Genomic DNA, 26,366 nt, shown 5'->3' with positions numbered 1-26,366 from the left:
ACACTATTATTTATCTTGCGACTGCCGTTTCCGTCGAACTTCAACTGGGTCGTTGGCGTGCGGAGTTAACTCAGCCTCGTTGAACGCTGCGATCGCTCCAGAATTCTTTTCTGCGTTAGCAGAAATAGCGCCGGAACGAGTGGCGCCTACGCCCTTGCAGTTCACCTCACATAACGTCATCTCCAGCGATTGGGAAGGCGGACGCGCGACCTGTCCACCCCCTTCCACTCCGCATATGCTTGCTTCAACTTGTCGTCCGCCTGTTTGAGACCAAGCATGTAGTGGGTTAGGCGTATAGCTAGCGTCGCGCCCTTGCTTACCATAGTGCTCCGCTCCTCATTCCATATGGTCTCATTAAAGGGCCGGGCATTCATGGTCATCGGAATCTTCTCGATCTGCTGGAAAGATGCGGGAACGCTCTTTGTCGTACGCAGTAATGCGCAAGTGTCGGCCACGATCTTCATCCCGATTGGCCTGAACAAAAGCCTCGGATCCGTAGAGCTTCTTGCCCTCTTCGATGTTTCTTCAATCTTCTTGCCATCGAATACGCTTTTCAGAACGGGGTCGACGATCGCGAGACGCCTATAAAAGTCGATGACTTCACTCCTATAGGCATCAATTCGGTCGTCGGGCAGGCGATTCTTGGAACCCAGCTTCAGCTCATCGGCGCTTCGTGTTTCCGCGATGTGCTTAACGATGGTGCTGTTTACGTCGTAGAACTTTCCTATTGTGGTCCAAGCGCCTGAGGTTCGCGGAATGGAGCTCCCAAACAGCTCCGTGTCCACCTGCCCTCGACTAAACCAAGGATGATCGTCAATTAACTGTCGAGTTATAATCGCCGGGAGATCGACCTCGTCCAGAGCAATGATGTCACGCCGAGCTACTGGTACAGCCCTCTTGTTAAGCGCAATAAAGAGGCCTCGGGTCTTACGCAACCCTAGCTGGGTGTTGACGTGAGGGACGAAGATCACGGAGACTTTTTCGTCCCCAATATCTACTCCCATCTCTAGGACTTTCTTAACTCCAGCCAGGCGATGTTGACCATCAAGCGCAAAAAGGACTTCGTCGCCGCGAAGCTCTAGGTATCCAACAAGGTCCTGATCACGCTCGATGATGTCGCCGAGGTCATGCTCAGGAAGGGTGCTACTCAAGCCGAATGGATGCCAGACGGGAGCACCGCCCTGCACCCCGATTACAAGAGAATTGAAGAATCGATCCTCTGTCGTTCGCAGGTACTCCGCAAGGTCTGTCGTGCGCCCCTTATCGTCCAAAGCACGCTGTATTAACGCGCCCAGTTTTTCGTTAGATTGAATCTGACTAGCGTAACCAACGCGTTCTGAAAGCTCTTTAAGGTTAATCAGAGAGGAGTAATATATCCAACTACCCAAAGCACCCTGGAGGGATGGGAGGAATATCTTATCTTTCGTTGAAAAGCGCTCCTTGCTGCTCTAACTTCGGCGCTGAATCCTATATCGCTGTACGCAGGCATAAGGGCATCGTGGAGTTCCATCTCAACATCCTTCACTTCTTGAGGAGTGCCGTAAAAATGCGCAAAGAAAAAGAGCAATTCGCCTTCGAACACCTTGATGAACTTCCGAACACGAGCCCTCCCCCTCGCGGATTCTTGCTCTCGCAAGTATTCACCGAATCTTTTGTGAAGCGTGCGCTCGGTCTTGCCCACGTAGAGGGGGTACCCAATGGGAGGAAGCGCTGGGCCAAGAAGCCCCACGACAAAGCAGTAGAATCCTGGCTGCGCCGGAATAGCTGAGTGATTAGCCCTTTCGAAACGAGTGTGTTGCCAGGCCAGCCTATGCTTAGCCGAAAAGTCTGCCCATCTTGCTGGCTTGGGAAGGCAACTTATCTTGCGGAGTTCGTCACCCGCCAGCCCTTCTAGGAATGCGTCCATTCAGCTCCTGCGGTGAAATAGTGCCACTCGCGCCTTCGGTACTTGGAATCTTGCAGGACCCTAGGCGCTGATTGTCGATCACTCGACACTGCCGATACTCCCCATCCACGTCATGCAAGACAGTGGCTGATCCGCCCCAAGGCTGTGCGTCCCCCCTCGATCAGAGGCTGGAACACGTTGGTTGCGGCGTTCGCGCGCGGTCTTCTGCAGTGAAAACGGGGTCAGGTTCACTTTTTTGACGTGGCTGCGTCGGGTCTGAAACGGGGTCGGGTCCACCATTCCGACGTGGCTGCGTCCGGAAGCCTGACGGCACTGCACGGTAGGCGGCGATCGCTCTACCGTCAGCGGCCGCCCACGATCTATGACATGGCCCGTCTGCCACGATTCGACCTGCCCGGCGTAGCGCAGCACATCGTGCAGCGCGGCAACAACCGCTTGCCCTGCTTCCTCGACGACGGCGACCGCCTGCGCTATCTCACGCTGCTGGGCGAGGCATTGGCCGCCTCCGGCGTCCAACTGCACGCGTACGTACTCATGGACAACCACGTGCATCTGCTGGCCACACCACCCGAAACCGGCGCGATCAGCCGGCTGATGCAGCGCCTCGGGCGCCAGTACGTCGGCCTGTTCAACGCACGCCATGCACGCAGCGGCACCCTGTGGGAGGGCCGCTACAAGGCGTGTCTCGTCGACACGGAGCCGTACGTCCTCGCCTGCTATCGCTATATCGAGCTCAATCCGGTGCGCGCGCGGATGACGGATGATCCCGTGGCCTACCGCTGGTCGAGCTGCGCGGCCAACGTTGGCCAGCGCCCGCACTCGAAGCTCACCCCGCATTCTGCATGGCACGCGCTGGGCACGTCGCCCGAAGCACGCAACGCCGCCTACCGGGGCCTGCTTGACGAGGCCCTTCCCGCCGACCAGCTCGACGAGATCCGGCTCTACCTGCAGCAACAACGCGCCTGGGGCCGCGACGACTTCCGTGCCATGGTGGAAGCCAAAACCCGGCGCTTCGCCGGCACCCGACCGGCGCACCGTCCAGGCAAGGCCTCGCACGGGAAGTGAACCTGACCCCGTTATTCCCAAGCAGATGCTCCAACCGGTCCCACCGCACTCGCGTCAACGCGTCATCGCGCCGACGCGACACCCCTTTCAGTCCGTATCGCATGCCGTCCCCCTGACGGACCTACGCTGCCGCGCTTTGCGAGCACGACGTCATTTAAAAGAAGTGAACCTGACCCCGTTACTTCGACCTGACCCCGTTTTCCCGGAACGCCTACTCTTCGCGCGCTGCGCGCAGCGTCGCCCCGTTATTTGCACCAGGGAGTTTTACTCCCCATTTTCCTCTGCTCCCTCGGCCGCCTCGGCCGCCTCCAAGACGGAACTCTCTCCAGCTGGGGCAGCGGTGAAGATGCGAGTAGCCCTAGTGATCATCGATGAAATCTCAGGGTCAGCCAAACGCTCCTCCGCGCTTCGGAGCAGATCCAGAGCTGCGTCGAACACCTCCACTTGACCAGTGTATTTGAACCATTTGACGCCAACTTGCGCATAGGCGTTTAGAACATACTTATTGTCACCAAACTTCTGGGTTGCCGACCCCGCATAAGTCACCGCCTCACGAAGAATAGCAATCCGATCTTCTTCGAGAATACCAGGCGAATGCTCTGCACGCGCAAGCATCAGATCCATCTTATATCTCGCAATTGGACCCTCCTCCCGAAAATCTGATTCGAATATCCTTATCTCCGTTGCAGCTTCCTCAAACTCCCCCAACCGGATCAAGTTCCTGATAAGCCGATGGCGCGGGACGCGCTCACCAGGGACGACAGATGTGATCATCCGATATAGTACATTCTGACGCTTCCGGTCTGCGAGTCGCGGTATTCCGTACTCTGACGTACACAATTCACGAAGGCTCCGCACCTCCAACTGGTAAGTGGGCGAGGACTCTTCGATAACCCGGGAAAGCAATGCATACAGAGCGTCTTGATCAGCAAACTTGTAGCGCGTTATGATTTCAGAGATGACCTGATGCCGTCCCACCCAACCATATATTCCTTGACGCGAATCGACCGTTTTCTCAATAACCACGTCGGAAAGCGCCGCGAGGACACCCGCAATCTGATCCGTTGGAATCGATAGTAAACGTATAACGAGCTGACGGTGCACGCTTACGCCAGCGCTCTGCAGTGCGGCTACCAGCCGATAAATCCCTCGGCTATTCTCGTCAAGGGTCGCGTACTCACGCAAAATGATGTCGTCGAACTTCTCGGACGCGAAGACATTCCTCAAGCAGACAAAAAAGTCAGATTCGCAACGTTCGACCAACCGACGTCTGCGTTCGTATCGTGAGAACCCTTTGAATGATGCCTCAACTAGAGCGGCGATGGCGCCATTATTGTCCACAAGACTCAGCAGACGGTCAATCTCGGAAGCTTCTAAACGGCGTAAGTTGAATTCTTTGCCAAACCTGTAGATATACGGGGACTTAATTCTTGGCGCCCAGGCGGACTTCGCCGACACGATCAATAGGCCCAGGCTCCACAAGCCTTTCGCACTCAGCCCATCGATGAGTCTATTGATTTCATTTATATGGGCACTCGCCTCATCTACGAGGAGCACGCCTCTCTGATCTTCGCCCGCAAGCCTTTCCGCAACAACTCGCCATGCCTCCGGAACAAATGCGGAATTGGTGTCGTGCTCCCACACAAAGATGTCTCGCGCCGCCAACCGTACTAGCGCTTGCCTCGCAGCAGTTGTTTTTCCAACCCCGCTAGCCCCGACAATCACAGCGTGACGGAAGTCACCGCGTTCGATTCCGACAGCTATATCGCTTGAAATATTTCTATCGAACGTGAGCCCACCTTTGATGTCGGCATACTTAGCTGGCCATCCATTGAACATGGCGACGACGTTGGGCTCGTCCGCAGCCATAGAGTGCGAAACAGACTTTGTCACTGGGAGAAGGAGCGGAGCCGCGTCCAGGGGATCGCCTGTGGCGGTGCGCACGAGAGCTGATTCCGGCGCTTTACGGGCCAACTCGGCGAAAAACTCATCGACGCCAGCGAAAACCACCTGGAGACCCTTGTTCTCAAGAAGAACCGCACGATTGTCGTCGCGAACATAAGCTAAAATAGTTACCGACCGGTGATTATGGCTCTCAGCATTTATCTTAATCGCACGCTGCACAATTTCACGGATGTGCGTATCGGCCAAGGAATGGCCCACAATTATTAGGTGAGAACCCTCAATGTCAGCCTTAAGGCGGTCGTAGAGTTTCTCACGATACTCAGTAGTTAAATCGTAATCGTCGTCGGACACTATCAGCCGCGACTGAACCCCATCAACAACATCCTTCTCTATCGTCCCATGGACCTTGAACAGTTTCTGGGCACCCGGCGTTTCAGTTTGGCTGAAATCGAAATTAGAACTGTATACGTTCAGAGGCGCGTTCTTTTGCGCGTATGCTTGCTCAATCAGGTTGTCATAGTTAGTCGTGTACAACCCTTTCCACCTGTACATAGGCAGTGTCAAGAGACCGCCGGTAGGCCGCAGTGCACTAAAGAGGGGCCGAAGTGTAGTGACCAACTCTCGTCGATTGGACACGCTTTTTTCTACCAGAGTCGAGATCTCCCGTAATGTAAGCCCATCCGGATCGATTTTAAATCGCACTGCAAGCGCTCGAATGAGCTTATCCACATCAGGAGCACCAGACGGCAGCGAAGCACCTGCCCCAAAGAAAAGCACACAGCGCTCGGGCGCTAGAGTTGATATCAGTCTGGACAGCTCTGCCGGCATTCGATTAACTCCCTGTTGTCGAAGTACTCACCAATATCAGGCTTTCTGGTCTCTCAAATAAAAGGGCGCCACCAGGGCGCCCTTTGACCGCTTCACATATTCCTTCGATATTCCCCGCCCACGTCGTACAGGGCGTGGCTGATCTGCCCCAGGCTGTGCGTCTTCACCGCCTCCATCAGCGCCTCGAACACGTTTCGGCGTTCGCGGGCGGTCTTCTGCAGGTAGCCCAGGCCGTGGCCGTCGTGCGGTTCGGTGGCCGCGGCGGCATCGACTTCCACCACGTGGCTGTGCTCGGTCTCGCCGACCGGCGCCAGCACGTTGCGGGACTGCTGCCACAGGCGCACGTTCTCGATCTGCTGGCCCTTTTCCTCTTCCGTTGAGCGGATCAGTTCGATCTCGGTAGCGACTTCGCCTGCATGTTCTTTAGGCAGGAAGGTGTTCACGCCCACCAGCGGCAGGCTGCCGTCGTGCTTCTTGTGTTCGTAGTACAGGCTTTCTTCCTGGATCTTGCCGCGCTGGTACATGGTGTCCATGGCGCCGAGGACGCCGCCGCGCTCGCTGATGGCCTCGAACTCCCTGTACACGGCCTCCTCCACCAGGTCGGTCAGCTGGTCGACGATGAAGCTGCCCTGCCAGGGGTTCTCGCAGAAGTTCAGCCCCAGCTCCTTGTTGATGATCATCTGGATGGCCACGGCGCGGCGCACGCTTTCTTCGGTGGGCGTGGTGATGGCTTCGTCGTAGGCGTTGGTGTGCAGGCTGTTGCAGTTGTCGAACAGCGCGTACAGCGCCTGCAGCGTGGTGCGGATGTCGTTGAACTGGATCTCCTGCGCGTGCAGGCTGCGGCCGCTGGTCTGGATGTGGTACTTCATCATCTGGCTGCGCTCGTTGGCGCCGTAGCGCTCGCGCATGGCGCGCGCCCAGATGCGGCGGGCCACGCGGCCGATGACGGTGTATTCCGGGTCCATGCCGTTGGAGAAGAAGAACGACAGGTTGGGCGCGAAGTCGTCGATCTTCATGCCTCTAGCCAGGTAGTACTCGACGATGGTGAAGCCGTTCGACAGGGTAAAAGCGAGCTGGCTGATCGGGTTCGCGCCGGCTTCGGCAATGTGGTAGCCGCTGATCGACACCGAATAGAAGTTGCGCACCCTGTTGTCGACGAAGAACTGCTGGATGTCGCCCATCATCCGCAGCGCGAATTCGGTCGAGAAGATGCAGGTGTTCTGCGCCTGGTCCTCTTTCAGGATGTCGGCCTGCACGGTGCCGCGCACGGTGGCCAGCGTTTCCGCCTTGATGCGCGCGTAGGTGTCGGCGTCCACCAGCTGGTCGCCGGTCATGCCCAGCAGGGCCAGGCCAAGGCCGTCATTGGTGGGCGGCAGTTCGCCGTGGTACTTCGGGCGTTCGCGGCCCTCGAAGAACGCGTCGATCCTCTTCCGCGCCACGGCCCAGCGATCAGAATCGGACTTCAGGTACTTCTCGATCTGCTGGTCGACGGCGCAGTTCATGAACAGCGCGAGGATGATCGGCGCGGGGCCGTTGATGGTCATCGAGACGCTGGTGGTGGGCGCGCACAGGTCGAAGCCGGAGTACAGCTTCTTCATGTCGTCCAGCGTGGGGATGTTGACGCCGGAGTTGCCGATCTTGCCGTAGATGTCCGGGCGCGGCGCCGGGTCCTCGCCGTACAGGGTGACGCTGTCGAAGGCGGTGGACAGGCGCGCGGCGGGCTGGCCGACCGACAGGTAATGGAAGCGGCGGTTGGTGCGCTCGGGCGTGCCCTCGCCGGCGAACATGCGGATCGGGTCCTCGCCGGTGCGGCGGTAGGGGTAGACGCCGCCGGTGTAGGGGTAGCTGCCCGGCAGGTTCTCCTTGCCGAGGAAGGTCAGCAGTTCGCCCCAGCTCTTGTAGCTGGGGGCGGCGATCTTGGGGATCTTCTGGTGGCTCAGGCTTTCGCGGTAGTTCTCGACGCGGATGGCCTTGCCGCGCACCTGGTATTCGGTGACCTCGTCGGTGATCGACTTCAGGCGTGCCGGCCACTCGCGCAGGTTGCGCAGGTTCTCGCTGGTGAGGGACTGCACGGCGTCGTTGTAGCGCTGGCGCAGCGTCAGCAGGGTGCGGTCGGGTTCAAAGGCGCCCTCATCCGCCCTGCGGGCACCTGGACTCGCAACATCCATGTTGCTCGCCCTACGGGCGGCTTCGCCGTCCAAATCGGCAGTCCATGCCGATTTGTCTCCCGCAGGCGGGAGAAGGGTGTTCTTCGCGGCGGGGATTACGTCGGCGCCGTCATAGAGGTCGAGCTGCTTCGGCAGCTTGTCGTCACCGAGCTCGTGCAGCGCCTGCCAGAACGATTGCGCGCGGTCGGCGGCTTCGGCCTGTTTTTCGATGGAGGCGTTGATCGCCCTGCCCTGCTCGGCGATCTCGGCCAGGTAGCGCACGCGGCTGCCGGGGATCAGCACGGTGGCGCGCGGTTCCCTGAGGCTGGTGTCGATCTGCGGCTGGAAGTCGCAGCCGGGGGCTTCGGCGTTGATCTTCTCGCGCAGCAGGCGGCACAGGTTGGCGAACATCCAGCTGATGCCGGGGTCGTTGAACTGGCTGGCGATGGTCGGGTAGACCGGCACGTCCTCGTCGGCCATCTGGAAGGCCACGCGGTTGCGCTTCCACTGCTTGCGCACGTCGCGCAGGGCGTCCTCGGCGCCGCGCTTGTCGTACTTGTTGAGCACGATCAGCTCGGCGAAGTCGATCATGTCGATCTTCTCGAGCTGGCTGGCCGCGCCGTAGTCGCTGGTCATCACGTACATCGGGAAGTCGACGAGGTCGACGATCTCCGAATCCGACTGGCCGATGCCCGCGGTCTCCACGATCACCAGGTCGTAGCCCAGGCCCTTGAGGAAGCCGACGCAGTCCTTGAGCACGGCGTTGGTGGCGACGTTCTGGCGGCGGGTGGCCATCGAGCGCATGTACACGCGGTGGGATCTAAGCGAGTTCATGCGGATGCGGTCGCCCAGCAGCGCGCCACCGGTGCGGCGGCGGGTCGGGTCCACCGAGACCACGGCGATGCGCATCTGCGGGAAGCTGGCGAGGAAGCGGTTCAACAGTTCATCGGTGACCGACGACTTGCCGGCGCCGCCGGTGCCGGTGATGCCGATGACCGGCGCGGCCTGGCCCTGCGAGGCCCACTGCTTGCGCAGCATGGCGAGCTCCGCTTCGGAGTGCGCGCCGTCCTCGATGGCCGAGAGCACGCGGCCGATGGCGATCTCGTCGTCCAGCGACGGGCGGGTGGTGGCGAGTGCCTGCGCCTCGTCGCTGCGTGCATTGCGCGCGTTGGAGACGCGGCTCACCACGTCCTCGATCATCTCCACCAGGCCCATCTTCATGCCGTCGTTGGGGTGGTAGATACGCTCGACGCCGTAGGCCTCGAGTTCGCGGATCTCTTCCGGGGTGATGGTGCCGCCACCGCCGCCGACCACGCGGATATGGCCGGCGCCGCGCTCGCGCAGCATGTCGACCATGTACTTCATGTATTCGACGTGGCCGCCCTGGTAGCTCGACAGCGCGATGCCATCGGCGTCCTCCTGCAGCGCGGCGCGCACCACGTCCTCCACCGAGCGGTTGTGGCCGAGGTGGATGACCTCGGCGCCCTGGCCCTGGATCAGCCTGCGCATGATGTTGATGGCGGCGTCGTGGCCATCGAACAGGCTGGCAGCGGTGACGAAGCGCAGCGGGGTGGCGTCCTGCTGGGCAGCGGGGGTCTGGTCGAGGGCGTTGCTGGCTGGCGTGCTCATGGCGCGCTCCCTGGAAGCGTCAAAACGATGCCCGCCATTGTAGAGAAGCGCGCCGCTGCGCGGCCCTGTACACGGTTCGCGCGCGGGGAAAGGCGCGCAATGGTGCGGCCGGCGCGCGGGCGGTTGATCCGTGCGGGTGCGGATGGTGCGCGGGTGCGGCGGCGCTTCCGTGCTGTTGGCATTACCCGGCGCTGCGCCACGTCGCCGGTGCGGAAACGACGAAGCCGCCGGAGGGCCGGCGGCTTCGGGTACACATCAGGAAAGAAGGCGTCAGCGTTGAGTGACCCCTGCCGGGTCCGGGCGACGCGGCGACCTTTTCCAGCCGATGGCGGCCGCTACGCTGCAGATGCCGAAGAAGACAGCAAGGATCAGGGCGATATTCGTCGCGGCGCCGGCAATCCCGCTGGAATACAGGGCGACGAAGAACACGGTCGCCATGGCGCCAAGAATGGTGATACCGGCGAACAGGACTCTGACTGCGGACACTTGCTGCGCTCCATGCGGGTGGTGGGCAATCCTGCCACAACCGCCAAACGGCTACTTCGTGACCTTTCTGTACACCGTCATGCCGAGGATGAAGAGGATCACGGCGACGATGATGCCGGCCCAGAACAGGAATTGGGCGATGCCCATCATGGCGCCCGCGGCGCCGGAGAAGCCGAGCGCGCCTGCGATGAGGCCGATGACGGCGAAGATGATGGCCCACTTGATCATGGCGGCTCCTTGTTTGAAGAGGGACCGGTTGCGCGGCGCGTGTTCCACCCGGGTGGACCCTGCGCGCTGCGTGAACCGGTTGGGTTGCATGGTGTCGGGGGCGTCGTGCGGGGTGCGTGAATGGGACGCCGAAAAGCGCCGGGTCGTGCTACGGCGTCTCGCAGATCGCCCGGTAAAGCCGGCGGCGGCGTTCGTCGAGGCCGGCGCTGGAGCGGTGGATGTCGACGGCGCCGCTCCCGGTGCGCGGGATGTCGAGGATGCGGGTGACGGTGGCGCACAGCGTGGCGGCGTCGTCGTCGAAGGCGCCGTGGTTGCTGGCCTCCGAGGCATCCGCGGAACCGGCGGGTTCGTCGACGGTGGGTGCCTGGATCCAGTCGAGCAGGCCGTCGCGGATCAGCGCGCGCATCTCCGGGCTGCCGAACTCCGCATGCTCGATGAAGAGCGCCATGCCCGCCAGCGGGGTGCCGTGGCGGCGGCTGCGGTCGATCCAGTTGCGGGCGGTGGCCTCGAAGGCGTGGGCGACCAGGTACAGCAGCGACTTGTTGTAGACCCGTGCGCAGTGGTCGTCGCGTTCGGCGCGGTCGGTCAGGGTGAACAGGCTGGCGCGGTCGATACGGCGTTCGCGCAGCGCGGTGCCGAAGGTCTGCAGGAACAGCTCGGTGGTCAGTGCCGGCGCCCACAGGTGCGCGCTTTCGATCTTCGCGCCCAGGCCCAGCATCCCTGCGGCCGGGCCGCTGGCGATCTGGCCTTCGCTGGTGAGCAGCTGCACCAGCGGCGCCATCAGGATCGAGCCGGCACTGTGCGCGGCGACGTGGATCTCCACCGTGGGGTCGCGCTGCTGCCACTCGTGCAGCAGGCGCGCCACCTGCGCCGCGCCGCCGGCCTCCTGCACGCCGCCCGCGCCATCGCGCGTGACCGCGGTGGTGGCCAGCAGCGCGTTTTCCTTCATTTCCTCCCACAGTGCGCGGCCGCCGAGCACGCGCGCCAGCGGTTCGAGGGTATCGTCGAGACGATCCAGCAGCAGGTCGCGGGCACGGTCGAGCAGGCCTTCGGTGCGCGGGCGCGCGGCGTCGCGCAGCAGGTTGCCGAGCGTGGTCCAGAAGTCGGTCTTCCAGACAAAGGCCAGCGGGTAGATCTCCTGCCCCAGCAGGTTCTGCCGGTAGTCGGCGATGCGCTGCACCGCGCCCTGCTCCGGCACCAGCCCGCCGTGGGCGTACAGCAGGATGCGCTTGCGCGCCCAGCCGCGGGTGATGCGTGGCAGGTCGCTGCGCACCAGGTTGCGGATGTCGTCCTGGGTGTTGCCGAAGCGGCCGCCGCTGCGCAGGCGGCCGTCGTTGCCGAGGCTGACGATATGCGGGCGAAGGTCGGCCTGCGAATAGCCGGTGGACTGCGCGGCCAGCGCGGAGTTGAACACCGCGGTGGTGGCCGGGCGGCGCACTTCCACCGGCACCGCCAGCCGGCCGACCCAGGTGTCGGTGCCGCGCTCGAGCCATTCGTCGTAGCTCACGTGCGCGTGGCCGCCGCGGCCCCAGCGGCTGCCCCAGCTGTTCTGGATCCAGAAGCCGCGTGCGTCGTAGCCGACGATGGCGAACGCGTGGTAGCCGCTGACGGGCTGCTGGCGCCAGGCGATGACGCCGCTGGCCGGTGGCTTCAGCCAGCCATCGTGCACCGCGGCCGAGGCGTACAGCACGCCGGTCTCGGCGATCGCCACGTGCATGGCGACGAGGTCGCGGTGGTTGACCCGCGCATAGGCGCCGAGCGGATGGCGCTGCGCATCGCGGGCGCGGCGCTCGGTGTAGGCATCGGGCTCGTGGGTATCGCTCCACGGCCACACCGCCTCGGTGGCGAGGCCATGGCGGTGCCAGCCCTTCATCGCGCCGCGGCAGCTGGAGCCGGCGTAGTCCTCGCCCTCCCATTCGTCGTAGCGGCGCGCCATGTCGTAGGCCATGCGCGGGCTGAGCCGGGTGGCCACCGGCCGCGGCCGGCGGCTGCGCAGCAGGGTGTGGGCGACGGTGACCAGCGCGAACGCCGTGCAGGCACCCTCTTCGCCTTGGTCGAGCACCGGCACCCGGCGTTTCAGATGGCGGTCGAGCGGCGTCGTCGGCGGCACGTCGACCAGTGTGGGTTCGAACATGCGGTCGCGGAAATCGGCGGTGTCGGGGCGGGCATCGAGCAGGCGCTCGGGCTGGCGTGCGGTGCGTGCGGACATTGCGGATCCCTCCGGGCAGCGGGTTCGGTCGAGCAGACGATCGGGAGAAGCAACGCGCCGGGCGGCGGTGCCGGGACAGGCCACCGCGCCCGGCACCGAGCATGCGCGTGCGGCGTCGCGCGGTCCGCGACGCGTGCCACCGATCGGGGCTGCCCATTGCCGGCATGCCGCTGCCCCTACAATCGGCCCGTGAATACGGGGACGACATGCGCAAGCGCCTGAAGAAGATCTTCGCCTGGGGCCTGGTGGGGCTGGTGGCCCTGATCGCCAGCGGCCTGCTGCTGGCCGACCACCTGACGCCGCAGGCCACCGGCGCGCCCTCGTGGACGCTGCCGCTGGAGCGCGACGCCACCGCCATCGACCGCGAGCTGATGCCGCTGCTCGACCGCAACCCCGGCATGAGCGGGGTGATCCTGGTGCCCGATGGCCTGGATGCCTTCGCCTCGCGCGCGATCAGCGCACGCCAGGCCGGGCGCAGCCTCGACGTGCAGTACTACATCTGGAAGGACGACCTCGCCGGGCACCTGCTGCTCAACGAGCTGTGGCAGGCCGCCGAGCGCGGCGTGCGCGTGCGCCTGCTGCTCGACGACATCAGCACCCGCGGCAAGGATGGCGCGCTGCTGGCGTTCGACCAGCACCCCAACATCGAGATCCGCGTCTACAACCCGTTCCGCAACCGCGATGGCCTCGCCCGCCTGCTGGAAATGGTGCAGCGCGCCTGGAGCATCACCCACCGCATGCACAACAAGGCGTGGATCGCCGATGGCCGGGTGGCGGTGGTCGGCGGGCGCAACGTGGGGCTGGAGTATTTCGACGCCGCCGAGGACGTGAACTTCCGCGATCTCGACGTGGTGGTGTTCGGGCCGGAGGTGAATTCCGCCAACGCGATCTTCGACGCCTTCTGGAACAGCCAGGCGGTGGTGCCGATCAGCGCGCTCAACAGCAAGTCGTCGCGACGGCTGGATGAAGTGATGGCGGGCATCCGCGAGGAGGTGGAGAGCGAGGAGGCCCGCCGCTTCCTCGACCTGGTGGATACCTCCGACAGCGTGCGCCGCTATTTCCTGCAGACGCTCGAACCGTACTGGAGCAGCAGCCTCAGGATCATGTCGGACCCGCCGGTGAAGCGGAACGGCGATCGCCGCGACGGCTGGCTGATCACCCCGATCCTCGAGGACCTGCGCAGCGCGCGCGGCAAGGCGCTGGTGGTGTCGCCCTACTTCGTGCCCGGCCCGGAAGGGGTGGTGCTGATGGCGCAGTCGGTGCGCGCCGGCGTGCACGTGGGCGTGGTGACCAACTCGCTGGCGGCCAACGACGTGCTGGCCGTGCACAGCGGTTACAGCCGCTACCGCAAGCAGATGCTGCGCCATGGCGTGGCGCTGTACGAGACCAAGCCCGGCGTGGCCACCGAGTCGAGCGTGTTCGGCAGCAGCGGCGCCAGCCTGCACACCAAGGCCTACATCGTCGACGACCGCCGTGGCTTCGTCGGCTCGTTCAACGTCGACCCGCGCTCGATCGACCTCAACACCGAGATGGGGCTGTTCTTCGACGACCCGGCGCTCGGCGCGGCGCTGCGCGAGCTGTACGTGCACCTGTCCAGCCCCGAACTGGCGTACTGGGTGTACATCAACGACGAGGGCCGGCTGCGCTGGCTGGACGCCGCGGCCACGCCCCCCGAGGTGCTGGACAACGAGCCGGAATCCACCCGCCTGCAGCGCCTGCTGGTGTGGTTCATGACCTGGCTGCCGATCGAATCCCAGCTGTAACCCCCTGTACCGCATACGGGGCCGCACGGTGGGCGTGCAGGCAATTGCCGGGGCAGGCGCGTAGAATGCGGCCCCCATCGGCACCCGTTCGCGGCTGCCGCGCCCCCGCAGTAATCCCATCACCCACAGCGACCGGCCCGGTTCGCCCGCGAATCGCGCCGCAGCGGAGTTTGCGATGATCTTCGAACATCTCGATACCTACGGCCATGAACAGGTCGTCTTCTGCCACAACAAGGACGCAGGCCTGAAGGCCATCATCGCGATCCACAACACCGTGCTGGGCCCGGCGCTGGGCGGCACCCGCATGTGGCCGTACAAGAGCGAGCAGGAAGCGCTGAACGACGTGCTGCGCCTGTCGCGCGGCATGACCTACAAGAACGCCGTGGCCGGCCTGAACCTGGGCGGCGGCAAGGCGGTGATCATCGGCGACCCGGCCACCGACAAGTCCGAGGCGCTGTTCCGCTCGTTCGGGCAGTTCGTGGAATCGCTGGGCGGCCGCTACATCACCGCCGAGGACGTCGGCATCGACGTCAACGACATGGAATTCGTGTACCGCGAGACCCAGTTCGTCACCGGCGTGCACCAGGTGCATGGCGGCTCGGGCGACCCCTCGCCGTTCACCGCCTACGGCACGATGCAGGGCCTGCTGGCCACGCTGCAGCGCAAGTTCGGCAACGAGGAAGTGGGCAACTACAGCTACGCCGTGCAGGGCCTGGGCCATGTCGGCAGCGAGTTCGTGAAGCTGCTGTCCGAGCGTGGCGCCAAGGTGTTCGTGACCGACATCAACAAGGACCGCGTCGACCGCGTGGTCAGCGAGTACGGCGCCGAGGCCGTGGGCCTGGACGAGATCTACGACGTCGACGCCGACGTGTACTCGCCCTGCGCGCTGGGCGGCACCCTCAACGACGACACCCTGCCCCGCCTCAAGGCCAAGGTGATCTGCGGTGCGGCCAACAACCAGCTGGCGACCAATGCGATCGGCGACGAGCTCGAGAAGCGCGGCATCCTGTATGCGCCGGACTACGCGGTGAACGCCGGTGGCGTGATGAACGTGTCGCTCGAGATCGACGGCTACAACCGCGAGCGCGCGATGCGCATGATGCGCACGATCTACCACAACCTGACGCGCATCTTCGAGATCTCCGAGCGCGACAGCATCCCGACCTACAAGGCCGCCGACCGCCTGGCCGAGGAGCGCATCGAGGTCATCGGCAAACTGAAGCTGCCGCTGGGCCGTGCGCAGCCGCGCTTCCAGGGCCGGGTGCGCGGCGGGCATTGATCAACCGGCTTTGCCGGTGATCAATCCCACGTTCTGCGCGACGCGCAGAACGTGGGCCCCAGCCTGATCTCCACATCCCCCGCCGCCGCTGCCGCGGCGGCACCCCCTTGACTCGGATTGAGCGCCGGTCTTGCCGGCTCTCAATCCCAAAGTCCGCGCCTTGCGCGGACTTCGGGCCCCACCTGGTGTTTCCACATCCCCCGCGCCGCTCTGCGGCGCCGCCCCCTTGACTCAAGGGGGCATGGGGCTCGTAACGGCACAGGCTGGCACAATCCGATCGAATTCCACGAGGTGCTGCATGCGTACGTTTCCGCTGGGTGAGGACATCGATGCGCTGCGCGATGCGGTGAGGCGCTTCGCCGAAGCCGAGATCGCGCCGCGTGCCGAGGCCATCGACCACGACAACGCCTTCCCGCAGGAGCTGTGGCCGAAGCTCGGCGAGATGGGCCTGCTCGGCATGACCGTGCCCGGCGAGTTCGGCGGCAGCGGGATGGGCTACCTCGCCCACCTGGTGGCGATGGAGGAGATCTCGCGTGCGTCCGGTTCCGTGGGTCTTTCGTACGGCGCGCATTCCAACCTGTGCGTGTCCAACCTCCACGTCAACGGCAACGATGCGCAGCGCGCGAAGTACCTGCCGAAACTGTGCAGCGGCGAGTGGAAGGGCGCGCTGGCGATGAGCGAGCCGGGCGCCGGCTCCGACGTCGTCGGCTCGATGGGCTGCCGCGCCGAGCTGCGCGGCGACACCTGGGTCGCCAACGGCAACAAGATGTGGATCACCAACGGCCCCGAGGCCGATGTGCTGATCGTCTACATGCGCACCGCGAGCCGCGAACTGGGCTCGAAGTGCATGACCGCCTTCATCGTCGAGCGCGGCATGAAGGGGTTCCGCACCGCGCAGAAGCTCGACAAGCTCGGCATGCGCGGGTCCAACACCTGCGAGCTGGTGTTCGAGGACTGCGAGATTCCCGCCGAAAACGTGCTTGGCGACGTCAACAACGGCGTGCGCGTGCTGATGAGCGGGCTCAACACCGAGCGCGTGGTGCTCAGCGGCGGCCCGCTCGGCCTGATGCAGGCCGCGCTCGACATCGCCCTGCCCTACGTGCGCGAGCGCCGCCAGTTCGGCCAGGCGATCGGCACGTTCGGGATCATGCAGGCCAAGATCGCCGACATGTACACCGCGCTGCAGTCCAGCCGCGCGTTCGCGTACCAGGTCGCGCGCGATTACGACGCCGGCTACAGGAGCCGCGTGGATGCCGCCAGTTGCCTGCTGCATGCATCGGAATCCGCGGTGCAGGTGGCACTGGAAGGCATCCAGGCACTGGGCGGCAACGGCTACATCAATGAGTTCGCCACCGGCCGCATCCTGCGGGACGCCAAGCTGTACGCGATCGGCGCCGGCACCAACGAGATCCGCCGCATGCTGATCGGCCGCGAGCTGTTCGAAGACCGCAGCTAGCGACCTGATGCCCGAACGCGCGTCGCTTATCCGGGCCAACCACTGCGATGAGGCCGGCAACGGCCCTCACCCGCCCCTTCGGGGCACCCTCTCCCGCACGCGGGAGAGGGGTTACGCCGAAGCGCCCTGTGGTTACCAGAAGCCCTTGACGTAACGCATCGACAGCATGCGGTCGTCGCCGCGTGGGCCGAAGCGCTGGTCGTAGCCGAAGTTCACCCGTGCGTCGCGACCGGCCCAGGCATCGATGCCGATGCCGAACAGCCCGCCCGAGCGACCCGGCTGCAGGCCGCGCAGTGCCGACCAGGCATCCACGCCGACGAAGCTGGCGTCGATATCGAGGCCCTGCGCCGACAGCGTGTGCTGCCATTCGGCATAGCCATGCACGCTGAAGCGCGACAGCTCCCACGCCCCGCGCAGGCCCGCGACCGCCTGGCTGCGGCTCGAGGTCCAGGCATCGGTGCGCAGGCCGAAGCCCTCGGCGCCCAGTTCGCGGAAGCCGTCGCTGTCGATGCGGGTGTATTCGGCACCGAGGTACGGGGTGAGCCGCCCATCGGCACCGAGATCGAAACGGTAGCCGCCCTCGATGGCCGCGGTGGTGATGTCGCCGGCGTAGTTGCTGTGCACGCCCGACCATTGCGCGCCGGTGTAGAGGTCGCGGCGAAGCTCGCGGTCGAAGCGGCCGACGCCGGCCTGGCCGAGCACGTGCGCATTGCCGAACGCCTTGCCGGCAAACATCTGCGCCTGCACCTGGCGATCCTGCCCACGGTCGCGGCTGTCGGCGCGGCGGCTGTCGGCCTGCATCTCGCCGAACGCGAAACCGGCAATCGTGCCGTCGGCGAGGCGGAAATCCTGCCCGAGCAGCCAGCCGTCGAACGACGACTGCCCGGCGGCGAAGCCGCCCTCGCCGCCCGCACCCAGGCGCTTCTGCCAGCCGCCAACGGCCTGCGGGCGCTCCAGGCTCCCCGACAGCTGCGACGCCAGCGCACGCCGGCCGATGTCGACATGGTCGAAGGTTGCGCTGGAGGCCAGCGCATGCAGCTCGCCGGAAAGGCTCGACAGTGCGGTGCGCGCGGTGTTGGCGTCGGCCAGCGACTGGAAGTCGCCGGCGGTACGGATGAAGCCGTCGGCGATCGGGCCGCGGCCACCGGCATCCAGCTGCCCGTCGATCTGCCGGAACGCGCCTTCCACGCGTTCGGCCGCCGACAGCGCGGCCGGCGTCATGTTGCCCATCGCGGAGGCCGCGGCCTGCACGTCGAGACGGGTGATGTTGAGCCACACGCTCTCGAAGTCGTAGCTCACCGAACCCTGGAAGAACACGCGGTTGGCGTCGTAGGTCACGCCGTCGAAGAACCCGCTGCGGGTGCCGGCGACGCGCAGGATCTCCTCGCGGTCACGGGTCACGTAGCCCTGGCGTGCGCCGGCCACGTGCACCGTGCCGTCGAGACTGGCATTGCCCTGCACCTGCAGCGCGCCATGACCCAGCGTGACCGCCAGCCGCGCATTCGCGCCCTGCACGTAGTTGCCGCCGATGCTGAAGCCGTTGCCTGCGTCGAGCGCCATCGTGCCCTGGTTGTCGACGTTGCCGTCCACGCGGCCACCGCCGCCGAGGGTGCCCGCGCTGGCAATGGCCACGTCGGAGTCGCGCAGCGCACCTCCGACCCACAGCGTGCCTTCCTCGACGCGGGTATCGCCGCGGTAGGTGTTGTCGCCGGTCAGTACCAGCCTGCCGTCGCCGCGCTTGGTCAGGCCGCCGGCGCCGGCGATGTCGTTGGACCAGTCGGACTCCAGCCCGTCGAAGTCGACGGTGACGCGCCCCCAGTCGAAGCGGCCCGGCCCCTGGATCGCCTTGCCGACATCCAGCAGGCCGTAGCCGAACACGTCGTCCACGCCGGCTTCGCCGATGTCGGTGGCGGTGCCCAGCAGGGTCTGCCGGACCAGGTCGTTGTTGAAGTACGGGAACGCTTCCCATACCAGTGCGGCCGCGCCGGAGACCTGCGGAGCGGCGAACGAGGTGCCGCGCCAGCGCCAGTACTCCGGATCGTCCGGGGCATCGTTGGTACCGGTGACGATGACCGTTCCGGGCGCGGCCAGACAGTAGCTGCGGGCATAGGCGCAGGTGCGGGAGAACGACGCCAGCTGCGAGGGGTTGTCGGTATCCACCGCCACCACCGCCAGCCAGCCACGCTCGAGGTCCGCGGCCGGCCTGCTGTCGTTCGGCCCGGCCTGGCTCGGCAGCCCGGCCATGTCGGTGAGTGCCATCGAATCGTTGGAGTCGGGATCGCGGTTGCCGGCGGCAAACACCACCAGGCCGTCGGTCTGGGTGATGAAGCGACGGTATTCGGCCGCGATCGGCGCGGTCGCATTGGCGTCGTTCCAGTACAGGCCGCCCCAGGAGTTGTTCATGATCCGCATGCCGCGCGCGATCAGGTCGTTGTGGATGGGCTCCAGACCGAGCGCGCCGCTGACCGGGTTGCCGTCGCCGGAGCCGTCGTCCTCCGGCGGCTCGTCATTGATGATCCGCGCCGACACGATGCTCGCGCCCTGCGCCAGGCCACCCGGCCATTCGCCGAACGGACCGCCGGCGATCACCTGTGCCACCGCGGTGCCATGCCCATCCTTGTCGTCCACCGACATGTCATTGATGTTGCGGTTGACGTAGACCAGGTTGTCGACGACCCGGCCGCGTAGCGACGGATGGTTGCGGTTGACGCCGCTGTCGATCACGCCGATCACGATGCCCTCGCCGGTCAGCCCGGCGTCCAGTGCCGGATAGGCATTGGTGAGCTCGAGGTGGCGGCTGTAGGCGGGGTTCGGCGGCTGCACCACGGTCGGCGGCGGCGTGGGCGGCGGCGTGGTGGGCGGCGGGCTCACCGGCGGCGGGACTTCCGGCCGGATCGTGTCGCCACCGCCTCCGCCACAGGCCGAAAGCGTCGCCACCACCGCGGCGGCCAGCGCCGAGCGGCGCAGCGCGCGCCATGCATGCATTCCGTTGTGCTTCGTCATGGTCCCCTTCCCTTCCTGATGTGCCGCGCCGCGCGCGATCACGCGAATCTATACCGTCGCCACGCGCGGCCGCCAGCGCCGCGCGGCTGAACCGTGCCGCGCATTCGCGGTGCAGATGACCCCTTCAGGTTTGCCGGGCTCCGGCGCGGCCCGGATAATGGCGCCATCAGTCCGCCCCACGCGGCCCGCTTCCGGAGTTCTCCATGCAAGATGTCGTCATCGTCGGCGCCAAGCGCACGGCCATCGGTTCCTTCCTCGGCCAGTTCACCGGCGTGCCGACGCCCACCCTGGGTGCCGCGGCGATCGAGGGCGCGCTGGCCCACGCCGGCCTCGCGCCCGACCAGGTCGATGAAGTGATCATGGGCTGCGTGCTGCCGGCAGGCCTCGGCCAGGCGCCCGCGCGCCAGGCCTCGCGCGCGGCCGGCATCCCCGATGCCGCCGGTGCCACCACCATCAACAAGGTCTGCGGTTCGGGCATGAAGGCGATCATGCTCGCCCACGACCTGATCAGGGCGGGCTCGTCGTCGGTGGTCGTGGCCGGTGGCATGGAGTCGATGACCAATGCGCCGCACCTGCTCAACGGCTCGCGCACCGGCGTGCGCTACGGCAGCGCCGAGATGCTCGACCACATGGCCTGGGACGGCCTGACCAACCCCTACGACGGCAAGGCGATGGGCGTGTTCGGCGATGCCATGTGCGAGGCCTACGATTTCAGCCGCGAGGCGCTGGACGAATTCTCCACCGAGAGCGTGCGCCGCGCGCAGGAAGCCACCGGCAACGGTGCCTTCAAGGCGGAGATCGTCCCGGTCACGGTCAAGGGCCGCAAGGGCCACACCGTGGTCGACACCGACGAGGAGCCGGGGAAGATCGACCCCTCGCGCATCCCCGGCCTGCGCCCGGCGTTCGGCAAGGAAGGCCGGCTGACCGCCGCGTCGTCGTCGAAGATCTCCGACGGCGCCGCCGTCACCGTGCTGATGTCGGCCGACGAGGCGGCGAAGCGCGGGCTGGAGCCGCTGGCGCGCATCGTCGCGCACGCAGGCCATGCGCAGGCGCCGGAATGGTTCACCACCGCCCCGGTGGCGGCGATCCGTGCGGTCATGGAGAAGGCCGGCTGGACGGTGGACGACGTCGACCTGTTCGAAGTCAACGAGGCCTTCGCAAGCGTGGCCATGGCGCCCATGAAGGACCTCGGGATTCCCCACCAGAAGCTGAATGTGAATGGTGGTGCCTGTGCCCTCGGGCACCCGATCGGCGCCTCCGGTGCCCGCCTCGTGGTGACCCTGGTGCACGCGCTGAAATCGCGCAATCTGCGTCGTGGAATCGCTTCCCTGTGCATCGGTGGCGGCGAGGCCACGGCCATTGCAATCGAGTTGCCGCAACAGGGTTAACGCGCTCTTTACGAAAGTTTCCAAACGCCTGCTTGACAGCCATCATCGGCTTGTCATCATGTTGCCCGGCGCGCATCGAGCGCGTTTGTTTCAACAACGACGAGGAAATTCACCATGTCCATCAACAAGGCTCTGCTCGCCCTCGCCATGGGCTTCGCCCTGGCCGCGTGCTCGAACCAGAACTCCGCCCAGGACGCCGCTGCCGACGCTGCCGACGCCGCTGCCGAAGCCCAGGCCCATGCCGACGCTGCTGCCGCGCCGTTCGCCGACGCCGCCCAGGAGTCCGCTGACACCGCCGCTGTCGCCGCCGACGTTGCTGCCAACGCCGCTTCGGACGCCACCGCTGCTGCGACCAACGACGCTGCCGACGCTGCTGCCGACGTGGCCGAGACCGCGGCCGACGTGGCCGAGGACGCTGCCGACAACGCCGAGCAGGCTGCCGACGCGCAGCAGTAAGCCGCCGGCCGCGGATCTCCGGATCCGCAGTCCGCTGCACGCGTTACCGGAGACCGCCCGCAAGGGCGGTCTCTTTTTGTCTGGACCCTACAGCTGAATCGGCGGGCCAGCCTTCAACACCCCCTTCACCGTGAGCCGCAAACACTGCGCCCGCCTACCACCAAGCGCCACCGGCGCGGAGAAGACACATGCTCAACAGCAAACTGATCGTGCTTGCCATCGCATCGACCCTGGCCCTGTCCGCCTGCCAGAACAGCGACTCGCCGGAAGCGCGCGCCAACGCGGCCGAAGCCGATGCAGCCGCCGAGCGCGCCCACGCGAACGCCTCGCAGGCGCTCGACGAGACCGGCAACGCCATTTCCGCCGGTGCCGACTCGGCCGCCGCGCAGTCGCGCGAAGCCATCGCCGATGCACGCGAGGCCAGCCGTGAGGCGGCTGCCCGCACCGAAGCCGCGACCCGCGAAGCCGCGGCCGATGTGTCCGAAGCCGGTGCAACCGCCGCGCGCAACACCTCCGATGCACTCGACCGCGCGGCGGAGAATGCCGACGCCGCCGCGCGCGACGCCCGCACCGACGGCGACTGAGTCCCGTACAGGCGGCCATCCGGCGACCACTGATACGCAGAAGGCCCACTCCGGTGGGCCTTTTCGCGTCTGGACGGAGGGATACCCACGGGTAACCCCGATTGCCGGCCGCGGACCGGGTGACTCACCCCGGCCACGGGGAATGCCGGCGGGAACCCGGGCTGCACCATGACCACAGGGATGCCCAGCCAGATATCTCCGCGTCCTGCTCCCATATCGGCCGCGGACTTTCATCGGCTGTCGGGCGCGCAGCGGCTTCCGCCAAAAGCGGCTTGCGGTGCGGATCCCGGGCGGCCCGCCACGGCCACAGGCGGATGCCCAGCCGGATATCTCCGCGTCCTGCTACCACATCCGGCCGCCGGCCATCCATGGCCGGCTCTGGACATCCGCCTGCGGCCGCGGCGGGCCCCAAGCTGTCGTCGCATCTGGGAAAAGGCCAACGGCAAGGGACGTCAGGCCGTCGTTATCGGGACTTCGCTGAGCCCCTGTGGATTTCCATGCCAGTCCTCAGGGACGAGAGACTGTTGACCGCCGAACGCACGAGCGTGGTCGTTGAGGCAACACCGGCAGTGCCCGCTGTTGATTTTCGTGCCGGACCCCGCGAACGCCAGGGCCCGTCGCGTGCACCGCGGGGTGTGCTCCCAGCCGGCCATGGATGGCCGGCGGCCGGCCGTGGTAGCTGGACGCGGACTCCGGCCGGGGGAGCACACCCCCCGGTGCGCGCGACGGGCAGCGCGAACCACAACGAAGCCACCCACGGACGCACAAGCATTCCAGCCGTATACCGTCGCTCGGCAATCTGAAGATAACCCAGAAAAAGCCCCGCCATTGGCGGGGCTTTCGTCTGGCCGACCCGAGCCGTCAGCCGACGGCGCCGGAATCCGCGTGGTGCTGGGCCTGCACCGAGCGCGACGGCTGGTCGAGCCTGTCGCCCAGCACCCGTCGCACGATCACGAAGAACAGCGGGATGAACAGCAGGCCGAGGAAGGTCGCGAACAGCATGCCGCCGATCACGCCGGTGCCCAGGGCGTGACGTGCGTTGGCGCCGGCGCCGGTCGACAGCGCCATCGGCGTCACGCCCATGATGAAGGCGAACGAGGTCATCAGGATCGGGCGGAAGCGCAGGCGCGCCGCCTCGATCACCGCCTCGCCCAGCTTCCTGCCCTCCACCAGCTGCTGCACCGCGAACTCGACGATCAGGATCGCGTTCTTCGCCGCCAGGCCGATCACCGTGATCATGCCGATCTTGAAGAAGATGTCGTTCGACAGCCCGGGCCGCAGCATGGTGAACACCACCGCGCCGAGGATACCCAGCGGCACGATCAGCAGCACCGCCACCGGGATCGACCAGCTCTCGTAGAGCGCGGCCAGCGCCAGGAACACCACCACCACCGACAGCACCAGCAGCAGCGTCGCGGTGTTGCCGGCGATGATCTCCTGGTACGACATGCCCGCCCAGTCGGCACCGAAGCCCGGCGGCAGTTCGTTCGCGACCAGGTCCTCCATCGCCTGCATCGCCTCGCCGGAACTGCGCCCCGGAGCGGCGGAGCCGACGATGTTGACCGCGGCATAGCCGTTGTAGCGGGTCAGCGATGGCGTGCTCGTGACCCACTGCGCATCGACCACGTTCGACAGCGGGATCATCGCCCGGTCGCCATCCATGCCCGGCTGCGGGGCCGGCGTGTAGAAGCGGTTGAGCGAGCCCGGGTCGGTGCGGTACGGCGCGTCGGCACGCATGTTGACGCGGCGGATGCGGCCTTCGGAGAAGTAGTCGTTGACGTACACCGGCGCCAGCATCAGCTGGATCGCGTTGTAGATGTCACCGACCGACAGCCCCATCGCCTCGGCCTGCACGCGGTCGACCGTGAGCCTGAGTTGCGGCGCGTCCTCGAGCGTGTTCGGGCGCACGCCCTGCAGCAGGTCCGGCTGCTGCGCGGCCGCGCCCAGCAGCTGGTTGCGCGCGGCCTGCAGCGCATCGCGGCCGGCGCCGGCACGGTCCTGCAGGTACATGTCGAAGCCGCCGAACTGGCCCAGGCCCTGGATCGTGGGCAGGTTGACCACGAAGATCTGCGCGTCGCGGATGCCGTACAGCGCGCCATTGGCCTCCTGCAGGAAGTCATTGACCGTGCCCTCGCGCTCCGCCCAGTCGGTGAGCTTGATGAAGGCCATGCCGACGTTCTCGCCCTGGCCGACGAAGCTGAAACCGGCCACCTGCATCATGCTCTCGTAGCCCGGCAGCTGTTCGAGCGTCGCGCGGACATCCTCGAACACCGCCTGGGTACGCTGCAGCGTGGCGCCGGGCGGCAGCTGCACGATCGCCATCGCATAGCCCTGGTCCTCCTCGGGCACGAAGCTCGACGGCAGGCGGGCGAACAGCAGCCCGGTGACCGCGACGATCACCACGAACACCAGCATCCACTTCGGCGCATGCCGCACCGCGCTGGAGATGTGGCGCACGTACACGCCGCTGGTCTTCTCGTAGTAGCGGTTGAAGGTGCGGAACACGACGTTCTGCTTCTTCTCCCCGGGCTCGTGCTGCTTGAGGAACGTCGCGCACAGCGCCGGCGTGAAGCCCAGCGCGAGGAATGCCGAGAAGCCCATCGAGATGGCGATGGTGATCGCGAACTGCTTGTAGATCTCGCCCGACGCACCGCCCTGCAGCGCGCTGGGGATGAACACCGCCGCCAGCACCACGGTGATCGCCACCACCGCGCCGGTGATCTGGTCCATCGCCTTGATGGTCGCCTCGCGCGCTGGCAGGTGTTCCTCCGCCATGATGCGTTCGACGTTCTCGATCACGATGATCGCGTCGTCGACCACGATGCCGATCGACAAGACCATCGCGAACAGCGTCAGCTGGTTGACGGTGAAGCCGATCAGCGACAGGCCGAGGAAGGTGCCCAGCAGCGCCACCGGGATCACCAGCGTCGGGATGATGGTGGCGCGCAGGTTCTGCAGGAACAGCAGCATCACCAGGAACACCAGCACCACCGCCTCGAGCAGGGTGACCAGCACTTCCTGGATCGACATGGTGACGAAGGTGGTGCTGTCGAACGGGCTGAACCACTCCACGCCTTCGGGGAAGCTCGCCGACAGCTCGTCCATGCGCGCGGTCACCGCGTCGGCGACGGTCAGCGCATTGGCACCGGGCAGCAGCTGGATCGCAAAGGCACCGGTCGGCACGCCGTTGAAGCGGGTGTCGAAGCCGTAGCCGGAGGCGCCGACCTCGAGCCGGGCGACGTCGCGCAGCCGCACCGTGGATCCGTCGGCACCGGCGCGCAGGATGATGTTCTCGAACTCCTCCGGCGAGGCGAAGCGGCCTTCCGCCGAGACCGTGGCGGTGAAGCCCTGGCCCTCCGGGGCCGGGTCGGCGCCGAGCGAGCCGGCGGCGAACTGCACGTTCTGCGCGCGCACCGCGGCCAGCACCTCGCTGGCCGACATCCCGAAGCCCTGCAGCCGCTCCGGGTTGAGCCAGATGTTCATGGCGTACTCGGAACCGAACTGCTGGGTGCTGCCCACGCCCGGCACGCGCGCGATCTGCTCGAGCACGTTGGCGCCGATCATGTTGTTGAGCGCGTTGCGGTCGATCGCGGGATTGGACGAACGCAGCGCCACCACCATCAGGAAGCCGGCGTTGGCCTTGGCCACCACCACGCCCTGCTGGGTCACCTGGGTGGGCAGCCGCGGGGTGGCCAGTGCCACCTTGTTCTGCACCTGCACCTGGGCGATGTCGGGGTCGGTACCGGTCTGGAAGGTCAGGGTGATGCTGGCGCGGCCGGACGAGCTCGAGCTGGAGCTGAAATACAGCAGGTTGTCGATGCCGGTCAGCTGCTGCTCGATGACCTGGGTGACCGCCTGTTCGGTGGTCTGCGCATCGGCACCGGGGTAGGTCGCGCCGACGGTCACCTGCGGCGGCGCCACGTTCGGGTAGGACTCCACGCCCATGTTGAGCACGGCGATCAGGCCCGACAGCGAGATCAGGATCGAGATGACCCAGGCGAAGACCGGGTGGTTGATGAAGAACTTGGGCATGG

Annotated in this window: 16 protein-coding genes; 7 read left to right on the top strand and 9 right to left on the bottom strand. The window is 65.8% G+C overall.

Annotated features, from left to right (window positions below; all coding sequences use genetic code 11):
* Window positions 1-176: 176 nt before the first annotated feature.
* Entirely contained in the window at window positions 177-1,388 is a 1,212-nt protein-coding gene (locus LDO11_RS01935; protein ID WP_232140076.1) for a DGQHR domain-containing protein, read from the bottom strand.
* Window positions 1,358-1,906 (bottom strand): hypothetical protein, encoded by a 549-nt coding sequence (locus tag LDO11_RS01930; protein ID WP_232140074.1) that lies wholly within the window; start codon window positions 1,904-1,906, stop codon window positions 1,358-1,360. Before LDO11_RS01930 ends, LDO11_RS01935 begins: the two co-directional genes overlap by 31 nt.
* A 366-nt stretch (window positions 1,907-2,272) precedes the next feature.
* Between LDO11_RS01930 and LDO11_RS01925 the strand changes: the two genes are divergently transcribed.
* Window positions 2,273-2,971 (top strand): transposase, encoded by a 699-nt coding sequence (locus LDO11_RS01925; RefSeq protein WP_232140072.1) that lies wholly within the window; start codon window positions 2,273-2,275, stop codon window positions 2,969-2,971.
* Window positions 2,972-3,235: 264 nt separating this feature from the next.
* Here LDO11_RS01925 and LDO11_RS01920 read toward each other — a convergent pair whose 3' ends face one another.
* From LDO11_RS01920 to LDO11_RS01900, 5 genes are all read right to left on the bottom strand, one after another.
* Window positions 3,236-5,605 (bottom strand): SIR2 family protein, encoded by a 2,370-nt coding sequence (locus LDO11_RS01920; protein WP_232140070.1) that lies wholly within the window; start codon window positions 5,603-5,605, stop codon window positions 3,236-3,238.
* A gap of 191 nt (window positions 5,606-5,796) precedes the next feature.
* Entirely contained in the window at window positions 5,797-9,480 is a 3,684-nt protein-coding gene (locus LDO11_RS01915; RefSeq protein ID WP_232140068.1) for a methylmalonyl-CoA mutase family protein, read from the bottom strand.
* Between the two features lie 270 nt (window positions 9,481-9,750).
* Entirely contained in the window at window positions 9,751-9,918 is a 168-nt protein-coding gene (locus tag LDO11_RS01910) for a hypothetical protein (protein WP_232140067.1), read from the bottom strand.
* A 99-nt stretch (window positions 9,919-10,017) separates the two neighbouring features.
* Complete coding sequence (locus LDO11_RS01905) at window positions 10,018-10,194, bottom strand: DUF1328 domain-containing protein (RefSeq protein WP_129135663.1); 177 nt, start codon at window positions 10,192-10,194, stop codon at window positions 10,018-10,020.
* 148 nt (window positions 10,195-10,342) lie between these two features.
* Complete coding sequence (locus LDO11_RS01900) at window positions 10,343-12,403, bottom strand: C1 family peptidase (RefSeq protein ID WP_232140066.1); 2,061 nt, start codon at window positions 12,401-12,403, stop codon at window positions 10,343-10,345.
* A 206-nt stretch (window positions 12,404-12,609) separates the two neighbouring features.
* Between LDO11_RS01900 and LDO11_RS01895 the strand changes: the two genes are divergently transcribed.
* From LDO11_RS01895 to LDO11_RS01885, 3 genes are all read left to right on the top strand, one after another.
* Window positions 12,610-14,166 carry a phospholipase D family protein gene (locus LDO11_RS01895; RefSeq protein ID WP_232140064.1) on the top strand — a complete coding sequence of 519 codons (1,557 nt, stop codon included), beginning with the start codon at window positions 12,610-12,612 and terminating at the stop codon, window positions 14,164-14,166.
* A 175-nt stretch (window positions 14,167-14,341) separates the two neighbouring features.
* Complete coding sequence (locus tag LDO11_RS01890; RefSeq protein WP_129135660.1) at window positions 14,342-15,445, top strand: Glu/Leu/Phe/Val dehydrogenase dimerization domain-containing protein; 1,104 nt, start codon at window positions 14,342-14,344, stop codon at window positions 15,443-15,445.
* Window positions 15,446-15,743: 298 nt separating this feature from the next.
* Window positions 15,744-16,901 (top strand): isovaleryl-CoA dehydrogenase, encoded by a 1,158-nt coding sequence (locus tag LDO11_RS01885; RefSeq protein WP_232140062.1) that lies wholly within the window; start codon window positions 15,744-15,746, stop codon window positions 16,899-16,901.
* 132 nt (window positions 16,902-17,033) lie between these two features.
* On the opposite strand, the gene LDO11_RS01880 is transcribed toward LDO11_RS01885, so the two are convergent.
* On the bottom strand, window positions 17,034-19,904 hold the full coding sequence (locus LDO11_RS01880) for an autotransporter serine protease (RefSeq protein ID WP_232140060.1): 2,871 nt from the start codon (window positions 19,902-19,904) through the stop codon (window positions 17,034-17,036).
* A gap of 203 nt (window positions 19,905-20,107) precedes the next feature.
* Here LDO11_RS01880 and LDO11_RS01875 point away from each other — a divergent pair, with 203 nt between their 5' ends.
* The 3 genes from LDO11_RS01875 to LDO11_RS01865 all read left to right on the top strand — a co-directional run bounded on the left by LDO11_RS01875 (window position 20,108) and on the right by LDO11_RS01865 (window position 22,332).
* The gene (locus LDO11_RS01875; protein WP_232140058.1) at window positions 20,108-21,292 is read left to right on the top strand and encodes a thiolase family protein; all 1,185 of its coding nucleotides are present in this window, start codon (window positions 20,108-20,110) and stop codon (window positions 21,290-21,292) included.
* Between the two features lie 114 nt (window positions 21,293-21,406).
* Entirely contained in the window at window positions 21,407-21,748 is a 342-nt protein-coding gene (locus LDO11_RS01870; RefSeq protein ID WP_232140056.1) for a hypothetical protein, read from the top strand.
* A gap of 188 nt (window positions 21,749-21,936) precedes the next feature.
* A complete protein-coding gene (locus LDO11_RS01865; RefSeq protein WP_232140054.1) occupies window positions 21,937-22,332 on the top strand; it encodes a hypothetical protein in 396 nt (131 codons plus the stop codon).
* Between the two features lie 861 nt (window positions 22,333-23,193).
* Here the strand turns inward: LDO11_RS01865 and LDO11_RS01860 are convergent.
* The gene (locus LDO11_RS01860; RefSeq protein ID WP_232140052.1) at window positions 23,194-26,364 is read right to left on the bottom strand and encodes a multidrug efflux RND transporter permease subunit; all 3,171 of its coding nucleotides are present in this window, start codon (window positions 26,362-26,364) and stop codon (window positions 23,194-23,196) included.
* Between the last annotated feature and the right edge of the window lie 2 nt (window positions 26,365-26,366).

This window comes from Alterluteimonas muca (assembly GCF_021191595.1).
Taxonomy (GTDB): domain Bacteria; phylum Pseudomonadota; class Gammaproteobacteria; order Xanthomonadales; family Xanthomonadaceae; genus Luteimonas; species Luteimonas muca.
Note: the sequence above shows the minus strand (reverse complement) of the source record. Positions and strands in the feature narration are given on the sequence as shown.

Excerpts from the sequence above, each read along its gene's own strand:
- LDO11_RS01915 (WP_232140068.1), bottom strand. The coding sequence starts at position 9,480 with ATGAGCACGCCAGCCAGCAACGCCCTCGACCAGACCCCCGCTGCCCAG.
- LDO11_RS01930 (WP_232140074.1), bottom strand. The coding sequence starts at position 1,906 with ATGGACGCATTCCTAGAAGGGCTGGCGGGTGACGAACTCCGCAAGATA.
- LDO11_RS01905 (WP_129135663.1), bottom strand. The coding sequence starts at position 10,194 with ATGATCAAGTGGGCCATCATCTTCGCCGTCATCGGCCTCATCGCAGGC.
- LDO11_RS01885 (WP_232140062.1), top strand. The coding sequence starts at position 15,744 with ATGCGTACGTTTCCGCTGGGTGAGGACATCGATGCGCTGCGCGATGCG.
- LDO11_RS01900 (WP_232140066.1), bottom strand. The coding sequence starts at position 12,403 with ATGTCCGCACGCACCGCACGCCAGCCCGAGCGCCTGCTCGATGCCCGC.
- LDO11_RS01875 (WP_232140058.1), top strand. The coding sequence starts at position 20,108 with ATGCAAGATGTCGTCATCGTCGGCGCCAAGCGCACGGCCATCGGTTCC.
- LDO11_RS01890 (WP_129135660.1), top strand. The coding sequence starts at position 14,342 with ATGATCTTCGAACATCTCGATACCTACGGCCATGAACAGGTCGTCTTC.
- LDO11_RS01870 (WP_232140056.1), top strand. The coding sequence starts at position 21,407 with ATGTCCATCAACAAGGCTCTGCTCGCCCTCGCCATGGGCTTCGCCCTG.
- LDO11_RS01895 (WP_232140064.1), top strand. The coding sequence starts at position 12,610 with ATGCGCAAGCGCCTGAAGAAGATCTTCGCCTGGGGCCTGGTGGGGCTG.
- LDO11_RS01910 (WP_232140067.1), bottom strand. The coding sequence starts at position 9,918 with ATGGCGACCGTGTTCTTCGTCGCCCTGTATTCCAGCGGGATTGCCGGC.
- LDO11_RS01880 (WP_232140060.1), bottom strand. The coding sequence starts at position 19,904 with ATGACGAAGCACAACGGAATGCATGCATGGCGCGCGCTGCGCCGCTCG.
- LDO11_RS01865 (WP_232140054.1), top strand. The coding sequence starts at position 21,937 with ATGCTCAACAGCAAACTGATCGTGCTTGCCATCGCATCGACCCTGGCC.
- LDO11_RS01860 (WP_232140052.1), bottom strand. The coding sequence starts at position 26,364 with ATGCCCAAGTTCTTCATCAACCACCCGGTCTTCGCCTGGGTCATCTCG.
- LDO11_RS01925 (WP_232140072.1), top strand. The coding sequence starts at position 2,273 with ATGGCCCGTCTGCCACGATTCGACCTGCCCGGCGTAGCGCAGCACATC.